The following is an 18,610-nucleotide window of genomic DNA, read 5'->3' on the forward strand; positions in this document are numbered from 1 at the left end:
GTGTCGTTAGACCGCTAGCGCTCGTTAGATGATCTGTTTACATAAAAAACAGCTTATGACGTATCCAATTTTATGGAGTGACGCCACAGAGCTGGTTTTTACATGAAATACAGAGAATGTATTAAATTATGCGTTAGCGACTACTTTCGCAATGGCTCTCTCGAAGCGGGCAAGACCTTCAGCAATGTCCGCATCTGGAATGAGCAGGGATGGTGCTAAACGCACAACATCAGGGCCTGCAACCAAAACTAATAGGCCTTCTTCAACGGCTGCAGCAAGGAAGGCTTTCGCATTATCTTTGTAAGCATCAACCACTTCAGCACCGATTAATAACCCCATACCGCGAATGTCTTTAAATACAGAGTATTTTTCATTGATTGCTTTAAGGCCATTCACAAAAAGTTCGTGCTTTGCTTTGACACCAGTTAATACTTCTGGTGTATCAACAATGTCGATAACGGCTTCAGCAATGACACACGCCATTGGATTGCCGCCATAAGTACTGCCATGAGTACCAAAGCCTAAGCTTTTAGCGGTTGCATCTGTAGCTAGCATCGCGGCTACAGGAAAGCCATTACCAAAACCTTTAGCGGTAGTTAGAACATCTGGTGTCACTCCTAGTTGTTCGTAAGCATACAGTGTACCAGTACGACCCACGCCGGATTGGACTTCATCGTATACCAACAAGGCATTGTATTGATCGCATAATTCACGTACTTGTTTTGCAAATTCAACGTCAGCCGGAATGATGCCGCCTTCTCCTTGGATTGGTTCCATTACTACAGCGCAAGTACGATCAGAAATCAGTGCTTTTAACTGCTCTATATCATTGTAGTCGCAGTGGCTAATGCCTTGAGGTGTTGGTTCAAAGCCTTCTTTGTATTTTGATTGGCCACCAACCGAAACAGTGAAAAGAGTACGTCCATGAAACGATTTTGTGAAAGCAATGATTTCATGTTTCTCTGGACCGAAATTTAAGTAAGAATGACGACGAACAAGTTTAAAAGCCGCTTCGTTTGCTTCACCACCACTATTACAGAAGAAAACTTTATCAGCAAAGGTCTTCTCTGTTAGCTTTTTAGCCAAGCGCAATGCAGGCTCATTGGTCATAACGTTTGCAACATGCCAAAATTTTCCAGCTTGCTCTCGCATTACTTCAACCAACTTTGGATGCGAATGCCCCACAGACGTTACGGCGATACCGCCAGCAAAATCAATGTATTCATTATCATTGGTATCCCAAATTCGAGAGCCTTCACCACGCACTGGAATAATGGCAGATGGTGTGTAATTTGGAACCATTACATCATCGAAAGTTGCTCTCGTTACTTGTTCAGTCACTTTTAGTCTCCTTAGAGGAAAGTAGGGCTACCTGACATAGGTAGCCCAGGCAGGTTAAATTAGATTTCTTAATTCACGGATTGCGACAGAAATCATAGCCAACGTTAATTCACTTTCGGATTTAATCTCACCGAAAGTGGCTTGGTAATGATGAATGCTGTCTGCGTTCAGCTTATTCCATTGATTCAATCTCTGCTCAACATCGTTGATGTCGGCACTGGATTGAATAACTTCCTGAGTTAAGGTGCGTAGACTGTTGTCTACTTCATCACCTAAGCCTGCTTTGGCTTTGCGTTGCCACATATCGTTCGCATTCAGCTCGCTAACAGAATGACGTAGCCAATGAAGGTCAAGATCCATTTCTAAAGCAAAGTAAGTCTGAGCGACGTTCATAACGTCTTTGTCGGTGCTTGTTGCTACACGGATAATATCCAGACCATAGAACAAATAATGAAGCGCAGAAATGTTCTCAGAAAGTGCTCCTGGAATACCCGTATCGGTTAACTCCGTTACGAGTGTCGCTAAATGCTCTTGGCTAGGCTTAGTCAAAATGGATTGAATGTTTTGACTAATGACCTCAACACCAGGTTTATAGGTTTCAATCAACTTCTGGATCGACAGCATTTCACGCGTATTACGCAATAGCCATAACGTCGATTTTTCTAGTAGAGATTGAATACTGATTAGCACCTTGTTCAGCACTGTATTCTCAACAGTGAAATCTAGCTCATTGATGGCATCCCATAGTGCTGGGATACCGAAAATTTCTTCGGCTGCTGAGTAAGCACGTACAAGATTCAATGCAGATGCACTGGTTTCTTCTTGCACATAAGTGCTGAAAGTTGGCCCCATACGGTTACCAATGTTATTAGTAACATGGCCTGCAACAATTTCTTGAGCCAGAGGGTGAGTGGCTAAATCTTTATTGAATTTTTTCGTCAACGGAGTAGGGAAATACGCTTCAATTTGCTTCATCAAATCGGCGTCTTCACCAATGCCATCCTCGACTAATTGCTCGGACAGTTTAATTTTTGAATAGGCTAATAGAACGGAAATCTCAGGGCGAGATAAGCCATTGCCTTTGTTCAAGCGTTTCTTGATTTGAGAATCCGTTGGTAAAAACTCAATTTCACGATTTAAACGGCCATCTCTAACCAGAGATAGAATTAAACGCCAATGATCAGCTAAACGCTCAGATGCCTGAGAGTTCACCAAGGATAACGCATGACTTTGACCAAGGTTATGGCTTAATACAAGTGCGCCAACTTCATCCGTCATATCGGCCAAAAGTTTATTACGTTGCTTCTCTGTCATGTCGCCATTTTCAACAACACGGTTCAATAGAATCTTAATGTTTACTTCGTGGTCAGAGCTGTCTACACCCGCTGAGTTATCAATTGCGTCGGTACTGATTAAGCCGCCAGATTGAGCAAATTCGATACGGCCTTTTTGAGTTAACCCAAGGTTACCGCCTTCACCAACGACTTTGCAGCGTAATTCGTTGCCATTGACTCGTAATGTATTGTTTCCACTGTCACCGACGTCTGTGTGGCTTTCTGATTCAGACTTAACGTAAGTACCGATACCACCGTTCCATAGGAGATCAACCGGAGCTTTAAGAATGGCTGAAATAAGATCAGTTGGCGCTAAGGACTTCACATTACCTTCAATGCCCAACGCTTTACGAATATCAGCATTTAAAGGAATGGATTTTGCTGATCGGTTAAAGATACCACCGCCTTTAGAGATCAGATCTTTGTTGTAATCTTCCCAAGATGAACGAGGAAGATTAAACATTCTTTGACGTTCTTCAAAAGACGTTGCGGAATCAGGTGTCGGATCAATAAATATGTGCATGTGGTTAAAAGCGGCAACCAATCTAATGTGCTTAGAAAGTAGCATGCCGTTACCGAATACATCTCCGGCCATATCACCTACACCAACCGCTGTAAAGTCTGTGGTTTGGCAGTTAATACCGATTTCTTTAAATTGACGTTTAACCGATTCCCATGCGCCACGTGCAGTGATGCCCATTTTTTTATGGTCATAACCGTTTGAACCACCAGATGCAAAGGCATCACCAAGCCAGAAACCGTATTTCTCAGAGATGCTGTTTGCAAGATCAGAGAAGGTAGCCGTTCCTTTATCCGCAGCAACAACAAGATATGGATCATCTTCGTCGTAACGTTGTACAGACGCTGGTGGAACCACTTTGTTCTTGATTAAGTTGTCAGTGATGTCCAATAAGCCACTAATGAAGGTCGTGTAACAGCGAACGACTTCAGTTTGGACTTCATCACGAGAAGCATTCTTTTTCAGTTGTTTGGCAACGAATCCGCCTTTCGCACCTGCAGGTACAATAACGGCGTTTTTCACCATTTGAGCTTTTACAAGGCCCAGGACTTCGGTACGGAAATCTTCCATTCGGTCAGACCAGCGTAAACCACCACGAGCGACTTTACCGCCCCGCATGTGAACACCTTCAACCCATGGTGCATAAACGAAAATTTCGAATTTAGGACGTGGCAGAGGAACCGCAGGGATTAGGTTTGGATCAAGCTTGAATGAAACATAATCTTTAATACGGCCGTCAGCATCGGCTTGATAGAAGTTAGTACGTAACATTGCCTGAATAACCGATAGGTAATGTTTCAAAATACGGTCTTCATCTAAATTGGCAACAAGATCAAGTGATTCTTCGATCTTAGATAAAATCTTAGCTACTTTTTCTTCACGTTTTGTTGATAGCGCAGGGTCAAAACGCAATTCAAACAGCTGTACAAGCAAGCGAGCAATAGAGGCGTTCTTTTCTAGCGTTTGTTGCATATAAGACAAAGAAAAAGGAACTTGTAACTGAGTCAAGTATTTCGTGACGGCACGTAGCATAGTCACTTGACGCCATGTTAATGATGCATCTAGAACAAGAGCATTAAATCGGTCGTTCTCTACGCGACGGGTAAAGATTTGATTGAAGGCGTCTTGGAATGCTTCACGTTGAGCTTTTTTATCTAGATCGACACTTGGGTCAACAGAGATTGCAAACTCAACCACCCACGTATTGGAATCAGAGTGGCTGTCTAGTTCATAAGGGCGCGCTTCAAGTACACGTAGCCCCATGCATTCTAGAATCGGTAGTACATCAGACAGTACTAATGTGGTGCCAGATCCATACACTTTGAAGAAATAATTGCCTTTCTCTTGACCAACTTGATGATATAGGTGAGTCGTGATGTCGCCATTAACAGAAAGGTTGTTTAACCTCTCAATATCTAGAACCGCTGCGTTTGGTGAGAAATCTTCACGGTATGCAGCAGGTAAGTAAGGTGCAAACTTAGTGTATAGCGCGTTGCTTTTCTCTTCACCCATCGATACGTGCATTGCATTCAGGAGTTTATCATCCCATGAACTCATCGCATCTTGCATTTTGCGTTGGATATCTTCTGCATCAATATGGTCTAAACCATTTTTAAACGATGTCTGAATCGTAAAGTTAACACGAGCCAATACAAGTTGAGAGAACTGAACATTAAACTCTGAGCTTGTACCATTGCATGCATCAATAAGGATTTGCTGCATTTTGACGCGTAATTCCGTATTGTAACGATCACGAGGTACGTAAACCAAAGCATTGATAAAACGGCCATACAAATCTTTTCGAAGGAAAACGCGTAATTGACGACGTTCCTGAATGGCTAAGATATTTTGAATGGTAGCCAGTAATTCATCAACAGGGGCCTGTAACATTTCGTCACGAGGGTAGCTGTTTAGTATGTGCTTAAGATTTTTGCCTTTGTGGCTGTTCGGATCAACGTCACAATGTTCAACAATGTGGTCTAGTTTTTTTCTAAGCAAAGGAATATCTTGCAGACGAGCAACGTACGCAGCTGAAGAATATAAGCCAAAGAAACGCCATTCGCCGATAACATTACCAGATTTATCAAAGCGCTTGATGCCTAGATAGTCCAAATGCACAGGGCGATGTACGCTTGATATCGCAGTAGATTTAGTCAAAATGATGGCATTGCTATTATCAATAGCAAGTTTAGATAAGCGATCATCTAAAATGATATCGCGTTTTATGGTTGTTGAATCTTTGTCTCGGAAGGTTCCAAGGCCTGATCCATCAACTAACTTCAGATGTGTTTCTTTACTTTCAGTTATTAAGTCATAAGCGCGAAAGCCAATAAAGGTGAAGTGGTTATTGGCAACCCAACGAAGAAAATCTAAATTCTCTTTATGTCCTTCATCATTTTTAAGGTGCTTAGCTTGTTCAGATTCTTTGATGATGTTTAATAATTTGTTATTCATTGCAGGCCAGTCTTCTACTGTCTGCTTTACATCTGCAAGAGTTTTGATTAATTCAGCTTTGATCTGGTCAAATATTGACATATCGGAAATACGATCAATTTCGAAACGAATAAGTGCCTCGCTGCCCCCTTCATTGCTTAACGATTGCAAGTCACCAGATTCATCGCGTTTAACATGAAGTGCTGGATGAGAGGTTAAGTGAATCGTCAGACCTAGGCGAACTAACGCCATATTGAATGATGACACAAGAAATGGCATGTCTTCAGTTAAGATTTCGATAACAGTATGGGTAGACTGCCAGCTATGTTCTTCGTAGTTCGGATTATAAACGCGGATTTTGGGTGCGTTAGTTTCGCGACTCTGTATGAAATCCCATAGACAAAGAATGGTGCCATATAGGTTTTCAATTGGCTCATTTACCATGTCTTCAGTTAATGAATCCTGAAAGTAAAGACGGGTAAGCTGAACAAGGCTCTCAGTGTTTGTTGGAGGAAAGTTGTCTTTAAGCTCAACTTCGATGCGTTCAATTAACTCGATTTTTTTATTAGTCATTTAATACCCATCCTCATGAGTGGTGTTCTTGTAAAACCTGTTTTAGTTATAAGATCGCGGATACTGCATTTCAGAGCTACTATGTGATTATTATGAAAAATTACCTCTTGTGGTAGATGATAAGTTTAGTGAATGCGACATTTACTTTCGCTTTGAACATATTATGGGTAATAGCACTTGATCAAAAGGGAAAACCCCTTTGTTATCCATTTTATATGAAATAATCTCCTTTTTTACGCAATAATTCTAGGATAAAAACTTGTATAAGCGCGAATTTTCATCAAGAGAAATTACACAGGCTAGTGGTAAGCCATTAAAATACGGCTTTTTACTGCTTCCTCATTATTCTATGCTAGGGTTTTCCTCTGCAATAGAAACCTTACATTTAGCAAATTGGGTAAGTGGTAAAGAGCTGTATCGATTTTGTACAATTAGTCACGAAAGTAAAGAAGTTCTTTCAAATACAGGCGTAAAAACGGTTGCCGATTATCTAACACTTGAATCTCCTAGAGATCTTGATGCCGTTTTTATTTGTGGCGCATCTCCTGCAACACAGAATGAAAACCCGGCTCTTGAACACTGGCTTAAAAGCCTGGCTAACCGTCGAATTGGATTGGGAGGGTTATGTACTGGTAGCTATTTATTAGCGAAGTCAGGGCTGCTTGATGGGTATCGAGCAACGATTCACTGGTGGAGTATTGCTAATTTACGAGATGAATTTCCTGAAACTATTGTTTCGAATCATTTATTTGAAGTCGATAAAGATCGCTTTACGTGCAGTGGTGGAACCGCTGCGATGGACATGATGTTGTTTATGATAGGCAAACAGCATGGCATGAATCTCGCTAGCAGTATTTCGGAGCAATTTGTCTGTGAGCGCATTCGTACCCACGAAGACCCTCAGCGAATTCCCTTACAAGCACGGATTGGTATTGGTCAGCCGAAATTGATAGAAGCCGTACAATTGATGGAGGCCAATATAAATGAACCGCTCAGCCCTGACGACATTGCGTATCATGTAGGGTTATCTCGTCGTCATTTAGAGCGTCTCTTTAAACGCAATTTGGACTCTATGCCATCGCGGTATTATTTAGAACTCAGGCTAAATCATGCAAAACAGTTATTAACTCAATCAGACAAAGCCATTATTCAGGTCGGTCAGGAGTGTGGGTTCAGTTCTGCGCCCCATTTTAGTACAACCTATAAAGGCTTTTTTGGTGTAACACCGCGAGATGAAAGGCGGCTGTCTACTCCACAAGGTACTAAACCTGATCAAATGGGCAGAAAAAGGCGTCAACTTTGGATAAAATAATTTAGGGGACGAAATACTCAATCATTTTTGATACATTTTTAACTAAGCGTATTCATATTGCGTAAATGTCTTTTAGATGGTGAAATACGCGGCAAATTACATATCAATAAAATAATAAGTGTTTATTATAAAAGGGTGATCTAATATGTCAAAAGTCCCAGCTTTAGAGCTAAACGAAATCCACAAAACCTTTGGTGATGTTGAGGTATTAAAAGGCATTTCATTAAAGGCTTATGACGGCGATGTTATTTCGATTTTAGGTTCTAGTGGCTCGGGTAAAAGTACTTTTTTGCGTTGCATTAATTTATTAGAAAATCCTACGAAAGGTGAAATTATTTTTAATGGAGACTCTCTTTCTTTAATTCCAGGTGAAACTGATTTAGTTGCGTCTAACATGAAGCAGTTAACCGCTATGCGTCAACAAATTGGATTTGTATTTCAAAGCTTTAACTTATGGCCTCATATGACAATTCTTGACAATGTCATGGAAGGCCCTGCCCATGTATTAAAACGTCCTAGGAAAGAAGTAAAAGAATACGCTGAGCATCTACTGCATAAAGTGGGTATTGCAGAGAAAAAAGACATGTACCCGAGCCAATTATCAGGTGGCCAACAGCAACGTGTGGCGATTGCTCGTACTTTGGCGATGGATCCTCAAGTGATTTTATTTGATGAGCCAACATCGGCATTAGATCCAGAGTTAGTCGGCGAGGTATTGGGGGTTATGCGTAACTTAGCAGAAGAAGGCAGAACGATGTTGATTGTTACTCATGAAATGAATTTTGCCCGAGAAGTGTCTAGTGAAGTGGTTTTTCTTCATCAAGGTTTAGTGGAAGAGAAGGGCACACCAAAGCAAGTGTTTGAAAATCCTCAATCTGAGCGTTGTAAAGGTTTTTTATCAAGCGCGTTTTAAACATAGAATGATTTTGTGGTTTATCGTCTATAAAATGAAAATGATGCGTTATTTTAGTAAAAACAGTGTTATAAAATTGCATAAAAATAAATAATAAATATTCATTATAATTAGTAGAAACTCATAAAGGATCAAATTATGAAAATGAAGACATTAGCCGTAACGTCACTTATTTTTGCTGGTGCAGCAATGACATCGGTATCTGTGCAAGCAGCAGATAAAGTAAAAATAGCAACCGAAGGTGCTTGGGCTCCATTTAACTTTATTGATGATTCAGGTACTGCTCAAGGTTTTGACGTTGATATCGCTTGGGCTCTTTGTGAAAAAATGAAAGCGGATTGTGACGTGGTTACTCAAGATTGGGATGGTCTAATTCCAGGTCTTAAAGTACGTAAATTTGATGCAATCATTGCGTCTATGTCTATTACAGAAGAACGTCTTCGTGTTGTTGATTTCACTAATAAATATTACTCTGGTGGGTTACGTTTCTTAGGTGAAAAAGGCACGTCTTTTGATCTTAATAAATTAGACGGTAAAGTAATTGGTGCTCAACGTGCTACTTTGGGTGCTCAGTATTTAGAAGATAACTTCACTGATAAAGCCGAACTTAAGTTCTACGATAACCAAGATAATGTGTATTTAGATCTTCTTGCGGGTCGTTTAGACATTGTTTTATCGGATGAACTACCAACATACAACTGGTTGCAATCGTCTGTTAGCGGCGATAAGTTTGAGTTTAAAGGCGATGCTTTCCAGAAAAGTGATGAAATCGGTATTGCCGTTCGTAAAGGCGACAAGTTAAAAGCTAAATTTAACAAAGCGTTAGAAGAAATTTTAGCAGATGGCACGTACGCTGAAATCAATGCTAAGTACTTCCCATTTTCTATTTACTAGGCAATAGTTTTAAACTATTGCATTAGTATTAGATACAGACAGATAGACGGCTCTCTTAGGGCAGTCTATTTTCTTCTGTTCTAGTCTATTCTGAGAAATTATTATGATTGATTTGCATGGATTCGGTAATCAGCTCTTACAAGGCGCTGTTATTACGGTTGAATTAGCATTCGCATCTCTAGTGGTCGGATTGATCCTAGGCTTACTAGGTGCGTCAGCGAAGCTGTCATCTATAAAAGTTTTGCAATGGATAGCAAACACTTACACAACGATTATTCGTGGTATACCAGAGTTATTAACCGTCCTCATTATTTACTTTGGTGCTACCTCTGTATTGATGTCTGTTGCGGGGGCTTTTGGTTACGATGAATACATTGAAATTGGCGCATTTGCAGCGGGTGTTACGGCATTAGGTCTGACATTTGGGGCCTATGCGACCGAAGTTTTTCGCGGCGCTCTTCAATCTATACCGAAAGGTCAGCATGAAGCGGCAACGGCAATGGGAATGGGGAAAGTTCGCAAGTTTTATCGAATCATATTACCTCAAGTATGGCGTATGGCATTGCCTGGGTTGGGTAACTTATTTCTTGTTTTATTAAAAGATACCGCTTTAGTTTCTGTGGTTGGCTTAGACGATATTATGCGCAAAGCAAATATCGCAGTAAGCACAACGAAAGAACCTTTCTTATTTTACAGTGCAGCCGCCTGCATGTATCTGGTATTAACTATTGTGTCGATGGCCGCTGTTCATTATATGGAACAAAAAGCCAATCGTGGCATTAAGAGGACGTAATTATGGATTTTTCCGTTGTAATTAGTTACTTTCCACGTCTTCTTGATGGTGCTTGGGTAACGATGCAATTGGTTCTTTTATCGATTGTATTAGGTGCCATTTTGGCTCTGCCTGTTGCATTAGCTCGTATATCGGCTTCTCCATGGGTACGTGCCTTTCCTTTTCTGTATATCTTTTTCTTTCGTGGTACACCGTTATTAGTACAGATATTCTTAGTTTATTATGGTGCGTCGCAATTTGAAGTCGTTAAAGAGAGTATCTTTTGGCCAATCTTAAGAGAGCCTTTTTGGTGTGCCATTATTGCTTTCACGTTGAATACGTCCGCTTATACCGCAGAAATTTTTCGTGGAGCAATTCAAGCTATCCCGGTGGGTGAAGTAGAAGCTTGTAAAGTGGTTGGTATGACAAAAGTACAAATGTACCGTCGTATCTTATTGCCTAGAGCATTTGGAATCGTATTACCTGCTTACGGTAATGAAATTATCTTAATGCTAAAATGCAGTGCGCTTGCAAGTACGATAACGCTTTTGGATTTAACCGGTATGGCCCGAACTATCATTGCTCGAACGTATACTCCAATTGAGATCTTTCTCGCTGCAGGTGTTATTTACCTTGTTATTAGTATGGCGATCATTGCGATTTTTAAGCAAGTTGAAAAACGTCAGAACCGTTATTTAGGCCCTATCACTGTAAAGGTGCCTGATAAAGGCTAAGTTCTGCATTTTGAATCAATAAAAAAGAGACACTGGGTCTCTTTTTTATTGATTCAAAATGCAGGGAAAAGACAGACGGATTAAATCGCGTCAGCGCCTGTTTCCCCAGTACGAATTCGAATGATTTGCTCTAATGAAGTGACGAAAATTTTACCGTCACCAATTTTACCTGTGTTAGCGCTGTTCTGAATGGTTTCGATAGCACGTTCAACTTGGTCATCATCAATCGCGAGTTCAAGTTTTACTTTAGGTAAAAAATCAACCACGTATTCTGCACCGCGATACAGTTCGGTATGGCCACGTTGACGGCCGAATCCTTTTACTTCTGTGACGGTAATACCGTTAACGCCAATATCAGATAGGGCTTCTCGAACTTCGTCTAGCTTAAACGGTTTAACAATGGCAGTAACAAGTTTCATAAATAAGTGCTCCATTTAACAACATGATGTGCTTAAAAATAACACTCTGAAACGCATCTCGCTAGAATTATTGTTTCTCTTCTATTCATTCAGTGCATCTAGATCGTCATATTGCGTTTCATGATATTTTGCACCGAGTTCATGCACGGCATCGATTAAATATTTTGGCTGCGCTGGGTCAACAAACTGGTGAATGCCGTGGCCTAGATTAAATACATGTCCTGTACCGTGGCCGAAACCAGATAATACGTTTTCCACTTCATGACGGATAACGTCTTCTCCTGCGTATAAAACACATGGGTCGATGTTTCCTTGGATAGCAACTCGGTCACCCACTCGTGCACGGGCTTCGCCAATGTCGGTTGTCCAATCTAAACCAAGCGCATCTGGGCCAGTGGCTGCCATGTTCTCTAGCCATTGGCCGCCATTTTTGGTGAACATAATTACTGGGATTTTACGACCTTCATGGGTTCTGATCAGACCATCAAGAATCTGCTTCATATACATAAGTGAGAAACGTTGATACATCGGGCCACTCAGTACACCGCCCCACGTGTCAAAAATTTGTACGGCTTGTGCGCCGGCTTTAATCTGGCCGTTTAAGTATTCGATAACAGATAGGGCCAGTTTATCCAGTAATTTATGTAGGACTTCTGGAGACTTGTACATCATGCCTTTAATGTGGCGAAAGTCTTTGCTTGAGCCACCTTCAACCATGTAAGTGGCCAATGTCCATGGGCTACCTGAAAATCCGATAAGAGGAACGCGACCATTAAGGGCTTTGCGAATAACGGTGACAGCATTCATTACATAGCCAAGATCGTTTGCGCTGGTGATTGGTAAGGCATTAACATCGGCTTCGGTACGAACTGTCTTTCTGAATTTAGGGCCTTCTCCTGTTTCAAAGTAAAGACCTAAACCCATGGCATCAGGAATGGTTAAAATATCGGAGAAAAGAATGGCTGCATCAAGATCGTAACGTTCCAAAGGTTGCAATGTGACTTCGCAAGCAAAGTCGGCATTTTTGCACAAGCTAAGAAAATCCCCAGCGGTGGCACGACTTGCTCGGTACTCAGGAAGGTAGCGGCCAGCTTGGCGCATCATCCAAACGGGTGTGGTATCGACAGGTTGTTTTAGCAAGGCACGAAGGAAGCGGTCGTTTTTTAGCTCTGGGAACATTGATCTACTCCGATTTAAAAGAAATTAGCCGCATTTTACCTAAGTTCTTTTATAAAAGCAGAGCGAAACCTCAGTATTTACATGGATGTGACTAAAAAAATGACTGAGGTTAATAAAAGTGCTTCTTTAAATTGCATGATATTTCCAATTAACGGTCTCGCCAACAGTCTTTCTAATGGTCCTTGCTAACAGTTTAAATAGGCATTTAGTTAATTTCTGGCTTAATCACCTAGGTATTCTTGCAAGCTGTATTCTCTGACCAATCTGGCGGCATTTTTCATTTCGCCAAAATCAACTAAGTCTTTGATAGCTAAGGGCAGAGCTCTTTTGGTCTCTTGAACTGTCATACCTGCGGTCAGTCTTTTTGAATAGAGCAATTTCAATAATAAATAATCCAATGGACTTAAATAGGAATCAATACTGGTGTCATTGAAGATGGAAGGGTAGACGTTATTGGAATCGTTCGGTAATCCCATTAGCTGAGTAATCTCTTCGACAATGCAGTCTAAGAAGCGGGCACTTTCTCGAGCGTAATCCACAGGAATGATAATGGTACCTTTATAAATGTTGGATTGTCCGTCGACGGAGAAATGCCCTAAACAAATGGCTTCTTTTAGAGCGGCACGAATGTTATTCGGGTTGCCAATGTATTCTTTAACTTTGGGTTCTAGGTTTTTATAAGACGTAAAAACAATGAAAATATTGCTCTTTTTTTTATTGTCGTTGAAGCTAATCGGCACGCCTGTAATAAAAGAGAGGTGATTTAATTGCACTGATAGAAGCTCCCTTTGGAGTTCTGTATCACCAAAGTCGCTTTCAAAATAAATATCGATTGGTTTTTCCCAGCGTATTAAACGAGGGTTGGTTTTTTTATTGTATTCTCTTTGCAATGCGATGGTAAGAAAGCTTTGTTGTATATAACTTGGATTTTGCCAGCGTTCAATGGCTAACCCGTTGAGAGGCAGTGAGGCAATAGCTAGGCTAAAGAGGGTCTGTCGAATTGTCTTGAGTGAGATTGTTAACATAATGTACCAATGCGTCTAGAGAATCTTTTGTAAAAAGGTGTTGAGGCGTATTATCAAAAATATCCTTAATGTTCATGTAATGCAGTGATGCAACCTCACTCGGTTGTGGTACTAGTGGACCATGCTGAGATTCATCGTATGTGAATGAGTAGATCTTGCCCCAAATTTTAAACCCCTCACCCTCAGTATAAAAAAGGCCGTGGCATGTTAGGTCGGCTGCAACACCAAGCTCTTCAACTAACTCCCTTTGAGCGCACAGTTGATACGATTCTCCAGAAGCAACAACGCCACCTGTAGTGATGCCATACCATCCTGGGCAAAAAGACTTGTTTAGCGTTCTTTTCTGTACAATTAATTGGCCAGAAGTCGTAAAGACTAAAATGTAAGTGGCGCGGTGAAAATCAACACCAAAGCGCATTTTGCTTCTTAGTACTTCTCCGATGATTTGATTTTTTTCATCGACAAGGGCCATTATTTCTTCTGACATAACATATTTCTTGTGTTTATTGATCTGGTTTTTATTTTTGATCCAGTAATCAAACCAAACTGGTTAATAAAGGGGTTGTAACATACTTCTTTAAAATATCCAAAAGTAATACTTTTAAAATGTCTAAAACTGTTTAGGCAACTGCGATTAAGAGGTCTCAACACGCTAAATACCTTTCATTCGAGCAAAAAAGCACAAGGTGCCACTCATTTTTGTACTCTCCGCCCCTAAAATAAGCCTACTTAGCCTTATTTAGTGCGTTTTGAACGGATTAATCTCTTGTCGCTCATATCATCTGCTCCATTCTATACACATTGGCTAAAGCAAACCGCATCGCCAGTTTGTTGTCGTTCTTAGTCAGCCTTCTATAGATCACTTTCCTAAAACCAAACTGACGCTTTATGATCCGAAATGGGTGTTCTACTTTTGCCCGAATATTGACTTTAATGCGTTTCGTTTGGATCGACAGCGTGTGTATTCTCAGATGTTTTTTTAGAAGATTTACCTTGCTTGGCATTTTAACAATCAACCAGTCGGTTTTGATTTCTGTTAATTCTTTTCGTTTGTGGGCACCTCGATAGCCCGAATTCGCAGATACAAACGTTTCTTCTCCATGAAGAAAGTTGGCCGTCTCGTTTAGGGTGTGTATATTGGTGGCTGTCGTACTGAAACTGTGTGTTAGTTCGTTCTTGCATCTATATTGACCTCTTTGAAGAAATGGCCCTTTTTCAGGATATTAATCGTTTTCTGCTCGCTGTTTTCCTATTAGATTAAGCCTTGTTTGTCGCTCTTTTTGAAGAAATTTTTTGTCATAAGGCTTCATGCTTTTCCACTTGTTGCATTCTTGTCGAGTACGGCCACAACCAACACACCAACCTTTATAATGCGAAAAGTCACAGGTATTAATGCAAGGACTTTTTTGCCTTTTCATCGTGCTTTCCTTAGAGTCAAGTCATCTTTTTGTATTAGTAGACTTATTCGCACCTTCTCTAGTCTTCATCTCGATTTTTGACAATAAATTAATTCGGTTAACAGGCTTTTCTTGACCTTAGGTTTTTCGAGTGGATGTATTGTTATTTAACGGCGTGTTATTAAATAGCAAAAATAGCCACCACCGACGGCACCGGTCAATATACCTATGGGCAGCTCTTGGGGAGCTAACAATAGGCGAGCAATGATATCAATACCAAGTATAAAAGCTGAACCCGCTAATGCGCTTAAAGGTAATAATATACGGTTATCGCCACCAACAAACGAGCGCATAATATGAGGTACAACCAGTCCAACAAAGCCTATAGTACCAGTGAGTGAGACGATCATACTCGTCACAAGAGTGGCGAGTAACAATATGATAATTCGAGCACGATTGACAGAAATTCCCATAGCTGCGGCGCTCTCTTGACCCATCATAAGTGCATTCAAATTACGCGCTTGCCAAACCAGCATTATGATGCCAATTATTATTGTTACTGTGGGGATAGGGAGCAAATCCCAGCGAGCTCGGCCTAAACCGCCCAACATCCAAAAGACGATTGATTGTGCCGCACGCTGATCTCCTAGAAAAATGAGACCATTGGTGACAGCCATCAATAAAAATGAAATAGCCACACCGACTAATATTAAACGATCTGGCCTCTGGTTTTCAGGTCGCCTCATGAGTAGTAATAGCAACAGGAAGGAAAACAATCCTCCTGCAAAACTAAACACTGGCATTGTATAAGCTCCGATCAATAAACCCACATGTGATATGACTAAAACAGCACCCATAGATGCCCCTGAAGAAACGCCCAATAGAAAAGGATCAGTCAGTGGGTTTCGGGTGACCGCTTGTAAAGCTGTACCGCAGACCGCAAGTCCAGCACCTGCAAGCATCGCTAGTATGACTCGCGGTGCTCGTAACTCAATTACAATTACCTCATGGGAGCTTCGCCATGATGTATTAGCCCAGCTTTGGCTCCAGTCTGGACTGATACTTTGTAGCAAAATACCCAGTACTTGAGGTGAGCTAATCTCACTGACACCAATCATTATTCCTGTTAATGCGAAGAGAGCGATGAAAAACAGTAAAAAACCAGCGATAATATGGGGCTTATATATATGGATCAATCGATCAGTTGCCTTTTATATGCATTTTACTGACCAGTTTCTCTATTGCCTGAATATTCAGTGGTCCGGGTGTGATTTCTCCATATTCAAGAGGTAAGAAACGCTCATTTTTAACAGCATCCAGTGTGGAAAGTACCGGGTGGTTTTTAATAAACTCCCAAGAGGACTTCCAGCCGCCCTTTTGATAATCCACTAGAATAAGGAAATCAGGCTCAGCATTCATAACAGCCTCAATGCCTACTTTGCTCCAGCTTGTGTCCATATTATCCATAACGTTGATACCGCCAGCAGCTCGAATCAATGCTGTGGGCATGCCAAAACGACCTGATGTAAATATTTTATCTTCACCAGAATCATAAAGAAAAACTTTAATCTTTGGTCTCTCGTTAAGGGTATGGGTGACTTCTTGTAGTCTACGTTTCCATTCATTAACTAAGGTCGTCGCTTTTTCTTTGACACCAAATACAGCACCTAAGCGTAAAACATCGTTATAAAGTAAATCCATAGATGCATCAGACCCTGATTTACTTAAATGTACACAAGACTCCGTCAGCTCTAACACAGGCACACCGAATTGTGCCAAACTTTGTGGTGTGAGTTCTCCGTCGGTGCTCATACCATAGTTCCATCCTGCAAAAAACAAATCAGGATCGACACTTAGAACATTCTCAGTCGTCGGGCTTTTGGCCGCCAGCTCAGGAATATCACCGCGATCTTTATCGAATTGTGGTTGCGTTTTATACCAACCTGTGATGCCTGTTAAGCCTACAATGTTTTTTTGAATACCTAATGCAAAAGCCATCTGACTCATGTTTTGATCATGAATCACCGCCCGTTGTGGCGCATTATCAAAAGTGATAGTACGGCCGCAGCTCTCTACGGTAACCGGGAATTCGGATGCCTGACTAAGCTGCGTAAGGCTTGCTAGTAATATGGCTGAACTTAAAATTAGGTTTCGCATGGTGCTTCTCTTGAGTGGATGTTTTCGATAAAGAAGGGAGTGTAGAGGCATGAAATGACCACTGACCCCAAGGGTTGTTGTAAGTTTTGGCCTGAACGTTAAAGGCTGTTTCAAATAATCTAGGCGTAAGTACCTCGTCGGGGCGGCCTTGAGCAATGAGGCGACCCTTTTGTAACATTAATAGTCGATCGCAGTAACGGGCAGCTAACGGAAAATCATGTAGTGATATAAGACTACTTATGGGGAGTTCTCGTAATAGCTCCATAAGGCTTAGTTGGTGTTCAATGTCTAGATGGTTACAAGGCTCATCAAGAATCATAAGCTGTGGTTGTTGAACGAATGCACGACAAATCATCACACGTTTACGCTCACCACCTGAAAGCTCACTAATATCACGATCTAAAAAAATTTCGAGATTAAATTTCTGTATAGCGCTGTTGATAATGGCGGTGCCGTTAGGATCACTACCTGTCAACCAATGTTGGTGAGGTGTGCGGCCTGTAGCAATCACTGAACGAACACTTAGTTGGAAGTCTGCAGGCATTTCTTGGGTTACAGCCGCGACCAAAAGTGCGCGTTGTCGAGGATGTAATGTGCTAGTATTTTGACCGTTTAAATGGACAGTCCCCGAAAAATTTCTTAGTGCACCAAACAAACAGCGCATTAATGTGGTTTTCCCAGCTCCGTTTGCGCCTAGTATCCCAACCATTTCGCCTGTATTTATGCTGAAATTTACATCATCTAATAATTTATGATTATTCTCGTCACAAAAACTTAATTCTTTGACTGTTAGTAAATCAGGCATAGTGATCCACCCTATAAAATTGAAGTGATATTGACAGGGTTTTTGTCATGTTTAGCCTGCATTTAGTTAGTGGGACATAATTGTGGAGTCGAGAATTTACATATTGCTTAAAAGCTGTATTTTTGAGCAAGGCATTACGTTATTGTTAAATCGTTTTCTTCGTATTCTATGAACAGGCTCAAAGCCTAGGAATGCAATAAGAAAGCGCAACCCCCAGTATTGTTTATCATTCTAGGCATTAACAATCATCGTATTTGATGATGCATAAATACAAAAGCACAAGTCATTTTTGTAATGTTATAACATAACGTTCTATTTAATGTAAAATGATTGTGTACCTATGGCACATTTAGGAGATTACAATGTCAAATTGTTTAATTTGTTCTCTTCTAAATGATTAAATCACTGAATAATGGCAAGTGTGGCTATTTTTGTGACTATTCTTCGACCGATCCCGCCAAGCGATTTAGTGTAGTGTAAGCGTACGGCAAACCACACCTTGTTTCTATCTTAGAGCTTAATATTCCAAGGCAGCAGGTCTTCTAGGCTGTCCTCTGTATTGCGCTTCGGAAGTTCTTCAAACAATGTCACTAGATATTCGTAAGGGATCAACCCATTCGCTTTCGCTGTTTCGATAATACTGTAAAGAACCGCGCTACTTTTTGCGCCGTTACCTGTATTTGAAAACAACCAGTTTTTGCGTCCAATGACAAACGGCTTAATCGCTCGTTCCGCACGATTGTTGTCTAACTGGAGTTCGGGAGATTTCAGATATTGAACCAGCTTGTCCCACTGATTGAGA

The 18,610-nt window shown here is 41.0% G+C and carries 17 protein-coding genes; 5 read left to right on the top strand and 12 right to left on the bottom strand.

What is annotated here, in order from left to right; genetic code table 11:
- Window positions 1-126: 126 nt before the first annotated feature.
- The gene (locus tag ACMUMJ_RS13065; protein ID WP_414679296.1) at window positions 127-1,341 is read right to left on the bottom strand and encodes an aspartate aminotransferase family protein; all 1,215 of its coding nucleotides are present in this window, start codon (window positions 1,339-1,341) and stop codon (window positions 127-129) included.
- A 54-nt stretch (window positions 1,342-1,395) separates the two neighbouring features.
- Window positions 1,396-6,201, bottom strand: a complete 4,806-nt coding sequence (locus ACMUMJ_RS13070; RefSeq protein ID WP_414679297.1) for an NAD-glutamate dehydrogenase — start codon at window positions 6,199-6,201, stop codon at window positions 1,396-1,398.
- A 259-nt stretch (window positions 6,202-6,460) separates the two neighbouring features.
- On the opposite strand from ACMUMJ_RS13070, the gene ACMUMJ_RS13075 reads away from it, so the two are divergent.
- The 5 genes from ACMUMJ_RS13075 to ACMUMJ_RS13095 all read left to right on the top strand — a co-directional run bounded on the left by ACMUMJ_RS13075 (window position 6,461) and on the right by ACMUMJ_RS13095 (window position 10,826).
- Window positions 6,461-7,513 carry a GlxA family transcriptional regulator gene (locus tag ACMUMJ_RS13075; protein WP_414679298.1) on the top strand — a complete coding sequence of 351 codons (1,053 nt, stop codon included), beginning with the start codon at window positions 6,461-6,463 and terminating at the stop codon, window positions 7,511-7,513.
- A 145-nt stretch (window positions 7,514-7,658) separates the two neighbouring features.
- Entirely contained in the window at window positions 7,659-8,426 is a 768-nt protein-coding gene (locus tag ACMUMJ_RS13080) for an ABC transporter ATP-binding protein (protein ID WP_414679299.1), read from the top strand.
- Between the two features lie 138 nt (window positions 8,427-8,564).
- Window positions 8,565-9,320 (top strand): transporter substrate-binding domain-containing protein, encoded by a 756-nt coding sequence (locus ACMUMJ_RS13085; RefSeq protein WP_414679300.1) that lies wholly within the window; start codon window positions 8,565-8,567, stop codon window positions 9,318-9,320.
- Between the two features lie 103 nt (window positions 9,321-9,423).
- Window positions 9,424-10,113, top strand: coding sequence for an ABC transporter permease (locus ACMUMJ_RS13090; RefSeq protein ID WP_414679301.1), 690 nt, complete (start codon window positions 9,424-9,426; stop codon window positions 10,111-10,113).
- 2 nt (window positions 10,114-10,115) lie between these two features.
- Complete coding sequence (locus ACMUMJ_RS13095; RefSeq protein ID WP_414679302.1) at window positions 10,116-10,826, top strand: ABC transporter permease; 711 nt, start codon at window positions 10,116-10,118, stop codon at window positions 10,824-10,826.
- Between the two features lie 80 nt (window positions 10,827-10,906).
- Here ACMUMJ_RS13095 and glnK read toward each other — a convergent pair whose 3' ends face one another.
- From glnK to ACMUMJ_RS13145, 10 genes are all read right to left on the bottom strand, one after another.
- The gene (gene glnK / locus ACMUMJ_RS13100) at window positions 10,907-11,245 is read right to left on the bottom strand and encodes a P-II family nitrogen regulator (RefSeq protein WP_414679303.1); all 339 of its coding nucleotides are present in this window, start codon (window positions 11,243-11,245) and stop codon (window positions 10,907-10,909) included.
- Between the two features lie 81 nt (window positions 11,246-11,326).
- Entirely contained in the window at window positions 11,327-12,424 is a 1,098-nt protein-coding gene (gene hemE, locus ACMUMJ_RS13105; RefSeq protein WP_414679304.1) for a uroporphyrinogen decarboxylase, read from the bottom strand.
- A 221-nt stretch (window positions 12,425-12,645) separates the two neighbouring features.
- Window positions 12,646-13,449 (bottom strand): DUF2927 domain-containing protein, encoded by an 804-nt coding sequence (locus ACMUMJ_RS13110; RefSeq protein WP_414679305.1) that lies wholly within the window; start codon window positions 13,447-13,449, stop codon window positions 12,646-12,648.
- Complete coding sequence (locus ACMUMJ_RS13115) at window positions 13,406-13,936, bottom strand: NUDIX hydrolase (RefSeq protein WP_414679306.1); 531 nt, start codon at window positions 13,934-13,936, stop codon at window positions 13,406-13,408. Before ACMUMJ_RS13115 ends, ACMUMJ_RS13110 begins: the two co-directional genes overlap by 44 nt.
- A gap of 286 nt (window positions 13,937-14,222) precedes the next feature.
- Complete coding sequence (locus ACMUMJ_RS13120; protein WP_414679313.1) at window positions 14,223-14,585, bottom strand: transposase; 363 nt, start codon at window positions 14,583-14,585, stop codon at window positions 14,223-14,225.
- An 87-nt stretch (window positions 14,586-14,672) separates the two neighbouring features.
- Window positions 14,673-14,867 carry a DUF1289 domain-containing protein gene (locus ACMUMJ_RS13125; protein ID WP_414679307.1) on the bottom strand — a complete coding sequence of 65 codons (195 nt, stop codon included), beginning with the start codon at window positions 14,865-14,867 and terminating at the stop codon, window positions 14,673-14,675.
- A gap of 146 nt (window positions 14,868-15,013) precedes the next feature.
- Window positions 15,014-16,042: a FecCD family ABC transporter permease gene (locus ACMUMJ_RS13130; protein WP_414679308.1), complete on the bottom strand. Its 1,029-nt coding sequence runs from the start codon at window positions 16,040-16,042 to the stop codon at window positions 15,014-15,016.
- Window positions 16,043-16,046: 4 nt separating this feature from the next.
- Window positions 16,047-17,003 (bottom strand): ABC transporter substrate-binding protein, encoded by a 957-nt coding sequence (locus ACMUMJ_RS13135; RefSeq protein ID WP_414679309.1) that lies wholly within the window; start codon window positions 17,001-17,003, stop codon window positions 16,047-16,049.
- Window positions 16,948-17,808 (bottom strand): ABC transporter ATP-binding protein, encoded by an 861-nt coding sequence (locus tag ACMUMJ_RS13140; protein ID WP_414679310.1) that lies wholly within the window; start codon window positions 17,806-17,808, stop codon window positions 16,948-16,950. Before ACMUMJ_RS13140 ends, ACMUMJ_RS13135 begins: the two co-directional genes overlap by 56 nt.
- Window positions 17,809-18,318: 510 nt before the next feature.
- A partial coding sequence (locus ACMUMJ_RS13145; protein WP_414679311.1) for an IS66 family transposase occupies window positions 18,319-18,610 on the bottom strand: 292 nt, incomplete at its 5' end.

It is taken from the genome of Marinomonas phycocola (assembly GCF_047525455.1).
GTDB lineage: Bacteria > Pseudomonadota > Gammaproteobacteria > Pseudomonadales > Marinomonadaceae > Marinomonas.

Coding starts and splice junctions, on each gene's coding strand:
- ACMUMJ_RS13110 (WP_414679305.1), bottom strand. CDS start 13,449: ATGTTAACAATCTCACTCAAGACAATTCGACAGACCCTCTTTAGCCTA.
- ACMUMJ_RS13095 (WP_414679302.1), top strand. CDS start 10,116: ATGGATTTTTCCGTTGTAATTAGTTACTTTCCACGTCTTCTTGATGGT.
- ACMUMJ_RS13090 (WP_414679301.1), top strand. CDS start 9,424: ATGATTGATTTGCATGGATTCGGTAATCAGCTCTTACAAGGCGCTGTT.
- glnK (WP_414679303.1), bottom strand. CDS start 11,245: ATGAAACTTGTTACTGCCATTGTTAAACCGTTTAAGCTAGACGAAGTT.
- ACMUMJ_RS13125 (WP_414679307.1), bottom strand. CDS start 14,867: ATGAAAAGGCAAAAAAGTCCTTGCATTAATACCTGTGACTTTTCGCAT.
- ACMUMJ_RS13140 (WP_414679310.1), bottom strand. CDS start 17,808: ATGCCTGATTTACTAACAGTCAAAGAATTAAGTTTTTGTGACGAGAAT.
- ACMUMJ_RS13080 (WP_414679299.1), top strand. CDS start 7,659: ATGTCAAAAGTCCCAGCTTTAGAGCTAAACGAAATCCACAAAACCTTT.
- ACMUMJ_RS13135 (WP_414679309.1), bottom strand. CDS start 17,003: ATGCGAAACCTAATTTTAAGTTCAGCCATATTACTAGCAAGCCTTACG.
- ACMUMJ_RS13070 (WP_414679297.1), bottom strand. CDS start 6,201: ATGACTAATAAAAAAATCGAGTTAATTGAACGCATCGAAGTTGAGCTT.
- hemE (WP_414679304.1), bottom strand. CDS start 12,424: ATGTTCCCAGAGCTAAAAAACGACCGCTTCCTTCGTGCCTTGCTAAAA.
- ACMUMJ_RS13085 (WP_414679300.1), top strand. CDS start 8,565: ATGAAAATGAAGACATTAGCCGTAACGTCACTTATTTTTGCTGGTGCA.
- ACMUMJ_RS13115 (WP_414679306.1), bottom strand. CDS start 13,936: ATGTCAGAAGAAATAATGGCCCTTGTCGATGAAAAAAATCAAATCATC.